At 69.6% G+C, this 9,121-nt stretch carries 9 protein-coding genes and 1 tRNA gene; 8 read left to right on the top strand and 2 right to left on the bottom strand.

Translation table 11 applies throughout. The features are described from left to right. Together VGF64_01635 and VGF64_01630 are read right to left on the bottom strand one after the other, a co-directional pair. A partial coding sequence (locus VGF64_01635; GenBank protein HEY1633430.1) for a glycerate kinase occupies nucleotides 1-255 on the bottom strand: 255 nt, incomplete at its 3' end. Nucleotides 256-295: 40 nt separating this feature from the next. Beyond that, nucleotides 296-379 (bottom strand) — tRNA-Leu (locus tag VGF64_01630). An 86-nt stretch (nucleotides 380-465) separates the two neighbouring features. On the opposite strand from VGF64_01630, the gene VGF64_01625 reads away from it, so the two are divergent. From VGF64_01625 to VGF64_01590, 8 genes are all read left to right on the top strand, one after another. Continuing rightward, nucleotides 466-1,092, top strand: a complete 627-nt coding sequence (locus VGF64_01625) for an ATP-dependent Clp protease proteolytic subunit (GenBank protein HEY1633429.1) — start codon at nucleotides 466-468, stop codon at nucleotides 1,090-1,092. A gap of 193 nt (nucleotides 1,093-1,285) precedes the next feature. Next, nucleotides 1,286-2,254 carry an ABC transporter permease gene (locus VGF64_01620; GenBank protein HEY1633428.1) on the top strand — a complete coding sequence of 323 codons (969 nt, stop codon included), beginning with the start codon at nucleotides 1,286-1,288 and terminating at the stop codon, nucleotides 2,252-2,254. Between the two features lie 4 nt (nucleotides 2,255-2,258). Then, a complete protein-coding gene (locus VGF64_01615) occupies nucleotides 2,259-3,500 on the top strand; it encodes an ABC transporter ATP-binding protein (protein HEY1633427.1) in 1,242 nt (413 codons plus the stop codon). Further along, nucleotides 3,497-4,459 carry a hypothetical protein gene (locus VGF64_01610; protein HEY1633426.1) on the top strand — a complete coding sequence of 321 codons (963 nt, stop codon included), beginning with the start codon at nucleotides 3,497-3,499 and terminating at the stop codon, nucleotides 4,457-4,459. The genes VGF64_01615 and VGF64_01610 overlap by 4 nt, the downstream gene beginning before the upstream one ends. Continuing rightward, nucleotides 4,456-5,598: a glycosyltransferase family 4 protein gene (locus VGF64_01605; GenBank protein ID HEY1633425.1), complete on the top strand. Its 1,143-nt coding sequence runs from the start codon at nucleotides 4,456-4,458 to the stop codon at nucleotides 5,596-5,598. The genes VGF64_01610 and VGF64_01605 overlap by 4 nt, the downstream gene beginning before the upstream one ends. 29 nt (nucleotides 5,599-5,627) lie before the next feature. Continuing rightward, nucleotides 5,628-6,836 carry a methyltransferase domain-containing protein gene (locus tag VGF64_01600; protein ID HEY1633424.1) on the top strand — a complete coding sequence of 403 codons (1,209 nt, stop codon included), beginning with the start codon at nucleotides 5,628-5,630 and terminating at the stop codon, nucleotides 6,834-6,836. Beyond that, nucleotides 6,836-7,912: a glycosyltransferase gene (locus VGF64_01595; GenBank protein ID HEY1633423.1), complete on the top strand. Its 1,077-nt coding sequence runs from the start codon at nucleotides 6,836-6,838 to the stop codon at nucleotides 7,910-7,912. Before VGF64_01600 ends, VGF64_01595 begins: the two co-directional genes overlap by 1 nt. Continuing rightward, nucleotides 7,912-9,111: a glycosyltransferase family 4 protein gene (locus tag VGF64_01590; GenBank protein ID HEY1633422.1), complete on the top strand. Its 1,200-nt coding sequence runs from the start codon at nucleotides 7,912-7,914 to the stop codon at nucleotides 9,109-9,111. Before VGF64_01595 ends, VGF64_01590 begins: the two co-directional genes overlap by 1 nt. Nucleotides 9,112-9,121 lie beyond the last annotated feature (10 nt).

Below are 9,121 nucleotides of genomic sequence, written 5' to 3'. Positions count from 1 at the left end.
GGTCAGTGGCTCTGCGCCGGCGGGCGGTTCCAGCATGCGCCACTCCGCCTCGACCGGGTTGCCCAGGGGGCCCGTCACGGTGGCGATGTGGCGGCGCCCACCGAGCGCCAGCAGCAGGCCCTCACCCCCGTCGGACATCGGCACCTCGTCGGCCGTCCAGCCCAGGGCGCGGGCCGCGCCGGCCACGGCGGCGGCCACCTCGCCGGCAGACGCCGTCCCCCGGAATTTGTCCGGTGCGACGACGAGGTGGGGCATCTGGACGAAGCTACCGGGTGGGGTGCCCGGGGGACTGGGGTGCGGGCGAGAGGACTCGAACCTCCACCCCCTCTCGGGGACCGGGACCTAAACCCGGCGCGTCTGCCAGTTCCGCCACGCCCGCTGGCGTGCTGCGTGCCGGGCCAACGCTACCGGGGGCTCGATCCCGGGCGCCGGTTCAGCAGAGCCGGGACGGTAGCCTTAGCTTCCATGAGTAACACTGATCTAGTGGAAACCGGGCTGGCGCTCACGCCGACTGGTCAGCTCGGGTCCGGCGACCGCGCCGGCGACATCTACCAGCGGCTGCTCAAGGAGCGCATCGTCTTCCTCGGCAGCCAGGTCGACCAGGGGTCGGCCAACCTCATCTGCGCCCAGCTGCTTCTCCTCGAGGCCGAGGACACCGACCGGGACATCGCGCTCTACATCAACTCACCGGGCGGCTCGGTGACCGACGGCCTGGCGATCTACGACACCATGCAGTATGTCCGGTGCGATGTCGCCACCATCTGCGTCGGGCTGGCCGCCTCCATGGGCCAGTTCCTCCTCTGCTCGGGCGCTCCCGGCAAGCGCTACGCCCTGCCGCACTCCCGGATCCTGATGCACCAGCCTTCGGGGCAGATGCAGGGCCAGGCGGCCGACATCGCCATCCAGGCCGAGCAGATCGTCTACCTCAAGCGCATGATGGCCGAGCGCATCGCCTTCCACACCGGCCAGCCGGTCGAGCGCATCGAGACCGACTCAGACCGCGACCGCTGGTTCACCGCCGAGGAGGCCCGCGACTACGGGTTCATCGACCAGGTGATAGAGCGCTCGGTGGCCACCTCGATCACGACCTGAGGACGGCGTCCGCCCGGCCGACGGCCCGGGGGTTTCGCCGCCCGAGCCGTGTACCGTATCGGGCGCCCGCCGGGCCGCGGCGCCCGGGTCCCCTTGGACCTGCACCTCAGGGCGTGACTGGGGCGGTAGCCTGATTCCCATAGGCCCTACCTTTTTGCCCAACCTGGCGCCCCGGATGGCTCATTAGGACGGTATGTCGATCGAAGCCCAGCGCGCCCCCATCTCCGACGAGCCTCCCGCCGCGACCGAACCGGACGGGGCGGATCGCCGTCGCCGCAACACGCCCACCCGGGTCGTGTCCTCGAACGTCTCGGTGTGGCGCCGGCTTCCCGACCTGTGGCGTCACCGGGAGCTGTTGCTGGGATTGATCGGCAAGGAGCTCAAGGTCAAGTACAAGGACAGCGTCCTGGGGTTCGTGTGGTCGATGCTCAACCCGGCCCTGTACCTGGCCGTGTTCTTCTTCGTGTTCCAGATCGCACTCCGCAACACGATCCCGTACTTCGCCATCTTCCTGCTCTGTGGGCTGCTGGTCTGGAACTTCTTCTCGGCCTCGGTCATGGGCGCGACCACTGCGGTGGTGGGCGGCGCTCCGCTGATCAAGAAGGTCGCCTTCCCCCGCGAGATGCTCGCCCTGGCGTCCGTCGGGGCGGCCCTGGTCTTCTTCTTCCTCCAGGCCCTGGTTCTCCTCGTCGCGCTGGCGGCTTTCCAGGTCAAGCCGGCGCTGCACTACCTGCCACTGCTCGTGCCCGCCATGCTGGCTGTCGTCGTGCTGGCGGCCGCCCTGGCCGTGTTCCTCTCGGCCGTCAACGTCTACCTCCGTGACACCCAGCACCTGCTCGAGCTGGTGCTGGTGGCCTGGTTCTGGGGCACCCCGATCGTCTACGCCTACGAGACCATCGCCGGGCGCCTCGCCGAGCACGGCATCGGCTGGATCAACCTGCTCAACCCCGTGACACCCATCGTCCTCACCTTCCAGCGGGCCCTCTACGCCAAGCCCTTTCCGACAGGCACCGATGGCAAGCCGATCCAGATCCTGCCTCTGTGGGGACCGGGCGAGTACCTGTGGCTGCTGCTCATCGTGCTCGGGGTGTCGGCGGTGGCGTTCATCGGTGCCCTGACCGTCTTCGGGCGGCTCGAAGGCAACTTCGCCGAGGAGCTCTGACCAGGTGGCCGCGGCGATACAGGTCGAGCACGTCTCGAAGCAGTTCCGGCTCTACCACGAGAAGTACACCTCGCTCAAGGAGCGGGTGATCCACCTCAACCGGATTCCCTACGAGGAGTTCTGGGCTCTCGACGACATCCAGATCGAGATACCCGAGGGACGGACGGTTGGTCTTCTCGGGGCCAACGGGTCGGGAAAGTCCACCCTCTTGAAGTGCATCGCCGGCATCCTCCAGCCCACCAGCGGACAGATCATCGTGCACGGTCAGCTGGCGGCCATGCTCGAGCTCGGGACCGGCTTCCAACCTGAGCTCTCGGGCCGGGACAACATCTTCCTCAACGCCTCGCTCCTCGGCATGCCCAAGAAGGAGATCGAGCGTCGTTTCGACGACATCGTGGCCTTCGCCGAGCTGGAACAGTTCATCGACAACCAGGTGAAGTACTACTCGTCGGGCATGTACACGCGGCTGGGGTTCGCCGTCGCAGTCAACGTCGAGCCCGACGTGCTCCTGGTCGACGAGGTGCTGGCGGTCGGCGACGAGAACTTCCAGCGCAAGTGCCTCGAGCGCATCAAGCGCTTCCAGAGCGAGGGCCGCACGATCGTCGTCGTATCACACGCCCCCGACCTCATCCGTCAGGTCTGCGACAGCGGGTATGTGCTCGACCACGGGCGGGTGGCCGGATCGGGCAGTCCCGGTGAGGCGATCCGGACCTTCCGTGATCGGTTGCTGGCCGCCGGCGAGGCGGTCGAGCCGGAGGAAGGGGAGGGTGACGGGTCCCAGTCCGCCGAGGAGCGCAAGAGGAACCTGCAGGTCCGCATCACCGGCGTCGCCGTCGAGCACGACGGAGCCGACGATCGGCCCTACCTGTTGCCCGGCGAGGCCCTCCGGGTTCGCGTCTTCTTCGATGCCGTGAACCCGGTCACGGACCCGATCATCGGCATTGCCATCTACGACATCAGGGGCGAGCTGCTCTACGGCTCCAGTACCGCGATCGAGGACCAACCGGTGGGTCGCCTCCACGGTCCCGGCGAGATCGTGTTCTCCTTCGACTCGGTGCCGCTCCTCGACGGCAGCTACGACCTCGGCATCTGGATCCACAGCCCCGACGACAGCACGGCGTACGACTGGTGGGAGCAGAAGGCCGGCTTCCAGGTGATGAACCCGACCAAGCAGTTCGGCGCGTTGTCCCTCTCGTTGCGGATCGACGGGCACAACTCGTCATTGGAGGAGCGGGCCGCGACGTGAGCAGCGGCGACACCGGGAGGGGCCCGTCCCGTGAGGACATCCTGACCGAGATCGGTGAGGATCTGCGACGCCGGCGCATGTCCGGCGACCTGCTGCCGAGCTTCGAGCGCCGGCTCGACGACGCTTTCGCCGCCCAGGCGCCCGACAGTGACAAGGGCGCCTTCCGCGCCGTCCTCGAAGTGGCCGAGCGGTCGTCGCACGTCGACGTCGAGGTGCCGGTGCTGTCCAACATCCCTGGCGGTCAGCTGGCGAAGGGCGCCCTCCGCAAGCTGATGTGGTGGTACCTGGACTACGTCGCCGACCAGTTGACCCGGTTCGGCTCGGCGACGACCCGGCTGCTGCAAATGCTGGACGACCGGGTCAGCCGGCTCGAGGGCGTCGGCGGCGCGGCTGATGCTGCAGGCCGCCTGGCGCCGCCCTTCGATCCTGCGCCATGGCTCGACACCGTCGGCGCCGCGACCGCCGGCGCGCCAGGGCCTGTCCTCCACGCCGACTGCGCCGACGGTGGCCTCTTGCGGGCCCTGGCGGCGAGGGACGTCACCGCGTACGGGGTCGACACCAGGGACGATCTGCTCGACCGGGCCGCCGGCACGGGGCTCGACGCCCGCCTCGAGGATCCCCTGCGCCACCTCCGGGCCCTGGCCGACGGGGCCCTGGGCGGCGCGGTGCTGAGCGGGTTCGTCGACCTCCTGGCCCCGCCCGCCCAGCCCCGCCTGGTCGACCAGGCGAGGGCCAAGCTGCGTCCCGGTGGAGTCCTGGTCGTGCTGGGCACGAGTCCCGAGGCCTGGGCCCGTGCCGTTCCCGTGGCCGTGGCCGATCTGAGCCCTGGTCGGCCTCTCCACGCCGAGACCTGGCACCATCTGCTCGTCGAGGGTGGATTCGAGAAGATCGAGGTTCACCTCGGCGAGGGGCCGGACGGCCCCGCCACCTTTGCCGTCGTGGGCGTGCGCGCCAGTTGAGGCCCGAGGCGATCCATCAGTTCATCCCGACGCTCGCGCCGCGCGACGCCATCGGAGCCCACACCCTCCAGGTGCGCGCCCTGCTGCGTGACATGGGGTTCGGCTCGGAGATCTTCGCCGGCGAGGCCCGGTCGGAGATGGCGAGCGAGGCCCACCCTTACCGGCAGTTCGGTGGGCAGCGTCATCGGGGCCGGCATCAGCGCCGGTCGTGGCTGCTCTACCAGAGCTCGATCGGCAGCCCGGTGGGTGACTTCGTGGCCGGGTGTCCCGAGCCCAAGCTGGTGAACTTCCACAACGTCACCCCGTCGGCCTACCTGGAGGCATGGGACCCCGAGGTGGCGCAGGCCACCGCGCTCGGCCATCAACAGCTGGTCGAGCTGGCCCCCGACGTCGTGCTGGCCATCGCCGTGTCGCGATTCAACCGCCGCGAGCTGACCGAGGCCGGCTTTCGATCGACGACGGTGGCACCGCTCCTTATCGATCTGGGCTCTGGGCGGGGCGACGGCGACGCCGACGCCGCGACCGTCGACCGCCTGATGGCGGCCCGCCGGGCCGGTGGCGCCGACCTGCTGTTCGTGGGCCGGATCGCGCCCCACAAGGCCCAGCACGACCTCATCAAGGCCCTGGCTGCCTACCGCCAGGCCTATGACCCGAAGGCCCGGCTGCGCTTGGTCGGCGGCATCTCGTCACCCGCCTACCGGCGGGCACTCGACCGCTTCGTCGCCCACCTGGGGCTGGCCGAGGCCGTCGACATGCCCGGGTCGGTGACCGACGAGCAGCTCGCTGCGTACTACCGCTCCGCCGACGTCTTCGTGTGCTGCTCCGACCACGAGGGGTTCTGTGTGCCGCTGTTGGAAGCGATGCACCACCAACTGCCGATCGTCGCCTTCGGCGCCGCCGCCGTCCCCGAGACGGTGGGCGCCGGTGGCGTCGTGCTGCCGGCGAAGGGCCCCGCCCTCGTGGCCGCGGCCGTGCACCGAGTCGTCGACGACACGGCTCTGCGCGCCGTGTTGCTCGACGCCGGCCGGGCCCGGCTGGCTGAGCTCAGTCTGGAGCGCAGCCGGGCTCGCTTCGCTGCCATCGTCGAGGAGACGGTCGGCGACGGGACGTCCGTCGAAGGCGTCTCCGTTCCGTCGTGACGACCGGGCTCGGATACGATGTCGCCGCCGTGGACGAGCAGCAGCGCCCACCCCTGCCCACCGATCTCGACGAGCTGCTCGAGACCCTGCGGAGCCGGGTCCGAGACCGCCGAGAAGCGGGGGACTATCCGCCCGGGCTGGAGCTCAACCTGGAGGCGCACTTCCAGCGGATCGTGGGGACCAGGGCCAGCTCCGACCGGACCCAGTTCCAGGCCAAGCTGGACCGCCTCGCCGCCTTCTCGTCGTTCAGCCCCGAGCGCATCCAGATGTGGTCCAAGATGCCCGGTGGCAGCGCCATCCACCGCGGGGTGGGCAAGGTCACGAGCCGGCAGACCCAAGGCGTCCTCACCCAGGTCCAGCAGTTCGCCGACGCCCTTCGAGACGTCCTCGACGAGCTGGCCGGCACATCAACTGACGCCCGCGACCATTCCCACCCCGACCTGGTCGGCATGGTCGACGTCCTGGTCGAGCGGTGGGCCTCCTACGAGCGGGCGCCGGTCGAGTCCGCCGCCGGCATGGCCGACCTCCACCGCCGGGTCGAGGCCCTGGAGGCCCGCGAGGCCCGCCGGCAGTTCCGGCCCTGGTTCAAGGGGTCCCGGTTCGCCGAGGAGTTCCGGGGGAGCTGGGACGAGCTAGCCGAACGGTACCGAGACCTGGCCGAGCGACTGGGGCAGTCAGCGCCGGTGTTCGATCTCGGGTGTGGCCGGGGCGAGTTCCTCACCCTCCTGAAGGAGCTCGGTATCGAGGCGACCGGCATCGAGATCGATCCCGAGCTGGCCGAGGAGGGTCGGGCCCGAGGGCTCGCCGTCGAAACGGGCGACGGGCTCGCGCACCTGGCGAGGGTGGTCGACGGCGGCTTCGGGGCAATCGTCCTCATCCAGGTGATCGAGCACCTCACGGCCCAGGAGGCAGCAGACCTGGCGCTGCTGGCCCGCGACAAGCTACGCCCCGGCGGGAAGCTGCTGATCGAGACGGTGAACCCGCAATCGCTGTACGCCTTCGCCCACCCGTTCTACGTCGATCCGACCCACGTGCGCCCGGTCCATCCCGCCTATCTGGAGTTCCTCTTCCGCGAGGCTGGGTTCGAGAGCATCGAGCTCCTGTGGCGCTCGCCACCACCCCACGACGACGTGCTGGAGTCTCCGGCCGACGATGAGGACGTTCGCGCTGCCAACGTCCGCCGGCTCAACCAGCTGCTGTTCGCACCCCAGGACTACGCCCTCATCGCAACTCGTTGATGGAGGTCCACCAGGTCCTCGTCGCGGCATCGGCGGCTGACGCCATCACCAACGCCGCTCTCGACCTCCAGGACGAGCTGCGCAGCCTTGGCCCGTCGGAGATCTTCGCCGAGCACATTGACCCGCTCCTGACCGGGCGAGTCCATCCCCTCGGTGGCTACTCGCGCCACACGAGCAGCAAAGGCGCAGACCTCGTCGTCTACCACGCGTCGATCGGGGAGCCATCGGTCTTCGCCTTCCTCGACCAGCGCCCGGAGCCGCTGGCCCTCATTTACCACAACATCTCGCCCTCGCAGCACTGGGTGCCGTACGACCTGTCCTTTGCCGACCTGCTCGAGACCGGACGGCGCGAGCTGGCGAGGCTCTCCTCTCAAGCGGAGCTGGCCGTGGCGGTCTCTGAGTTCAACGCCGGCGAGCTTCGATCCCTGGGGTTCCGCAACGTGGTCGTCAGCCCGCTCGTCGTGGACACGGATGCCCTGCGCTCCGTTCCTCCCGATACGACCATGGCCGACTACCTGTCGTGCCTCGACGGGCCGGTGTTTCTCTTCGTCGGCCAGATCCTGCCACACAAGCGTCCCGAATGGCTCCTGTCCGCCTTCCACGCGCTGGTGACCTACCTCGAGCCCGGGGCCCACCTCGTGCTGGTCGGGATGGACCGGCTGAGGCCGTACCGTCAGGCGCTCGATGACTACATCGCCGAGCTCAACCTGCGCGGGGCCCACATGATCGGCCGGGTGAGCGATGAGTCCCTCGCCGCGTGCTACCGGGCCGCCGACGTGTTCGTGACAGCGAGCGAGCACGAAGGCTTCTGCGCGCCGCTGATCGAAGCCATGGCGTTCGACGTTCCCGTGCTCGCACGCGCCTACGGAGCCATTCCCGAGACCATGGCCGGTGCCGGGCTGCTCCTGGACCCCGAGGACAGCCCACTGGTCGCGGCGGAAGCCATGGCGGTGCTTGCCGGTGAGGAGAGCGTGCGGGCCGAGCTGGTGCGCAGGGGACGGCGTCGCATTCGCGAGCTGGATCCGGGCGTAGGCCGCAGGACCCTCCTCGGTCACCTCCGGTCGGTCGGGGCCTGATGCGCCCTCTCTTCGTGGTGCAGCGCTACGGCGCCGAGGTGGCGGGCGGCGCCGAGCAGTGCTGTCGCGAGTTCGCCAGTCGCCTTGCCCGTCGCGGCCACGAGGTGGAGGTGCTCACCAGCTGCGCGGTCAGCTACGTGGACTGGGCCAACTCCTACCCACCCGGCACGGACCTGGTCGAGGGAGTGCTGGTCCACCGCCTCGCGGTCCGCCGCCCGCGGGAGACCCGACTCTTCGCACCCATCCACCAGCGTGTCGTGAGCGGTCGCAAGCCCGTGCCCTTCCACCTGCAGCGGGAGTGGATGCGGATGCAGGGACCCGATGTGCCGGGGTTGGCGCCGTGGCTGGAAGCGCACGCCTGCGACTACGACGTGGTCGTGTTCTTCACCTACTTGTACGAGACAACGTTCGTGGGTCTCCCGGTCGCTGCCCACCTGCGCCCCACGCTGCTCCATCCCACCGCCCACGACGAGCCGCCGCTGTACCTGGACCTGTTCGACATCGTGTTCCGCGTCCCGGATGCGCTGGGCTTTCTCACTGAAGAGGAGCAGGAGCTGGTCGAGCGTCGCTTCCACTTGAGCCGTCCCTCATGTGTCACCGGGGTGGGCGTCGAGGTCGACCGCCCTGGAGACGACAACGCCTTTCGGGCCGCCTTCGGGGTGGGCGAGCGCCCGTACCTGCTGTTCGTGGGCCGGGTCGATCCCCACAAGGGTTCCCAGGAGCTCTACGAGTACTTCCTCGCCTACAAGCGCCGCAACCGCAGCGACCTCGCTCTCGTGGTCCTCGGCGAGCAGGTCAGCGAGCTGCCCCCCCATCCCGATGTGTTCCTGACTGGCTTCGTCGACGAGCCCACCCGTCGTGGCGCGCTCACGGGCGCTCTGGCTGCCGTGGTGCCGTCGTATTTCGAGAGCTTCTCCATGGTCCTCACCGAGGCGTGGGCCGAGCGCAAGGCGGCGTTGGTCCAGGGGCGCTGCGCCGTGCTCGCCGGCCAGGCCCGGCGCAGCGGGGGCGCCATCCCCTACGAGGGCTTCGCCGAGTTCGAGGTGGCGGTGGACGCCATCGTCGCCGACCGGGCCCTCGCACGGGCGCTGGGCGAGGCGGGGCGGCGCTACGTCGAGGAGCGCTACCGGTGGGACGACGTGCTCGACCGCTACGAGCGCCAGCTCCAGCTGGTTATGGACAGTCGCCTGGCGGGATAAGCGGGCCGGG

Source organism: Acidimicrobiales bacterium (genome assembly GCA_036491125.1).
In the GTDB taxonomy this organism is placed as follows: domain Bacteria; phylum Actinomycetota; class Acidimicrobiia; order Acidimicrobiales; family AC-9; genus AC-9.
Note: the sequence above shows the minus strand (reverse complement) of the source record. Positions and strands in the feature narration are given on the sequence as shown.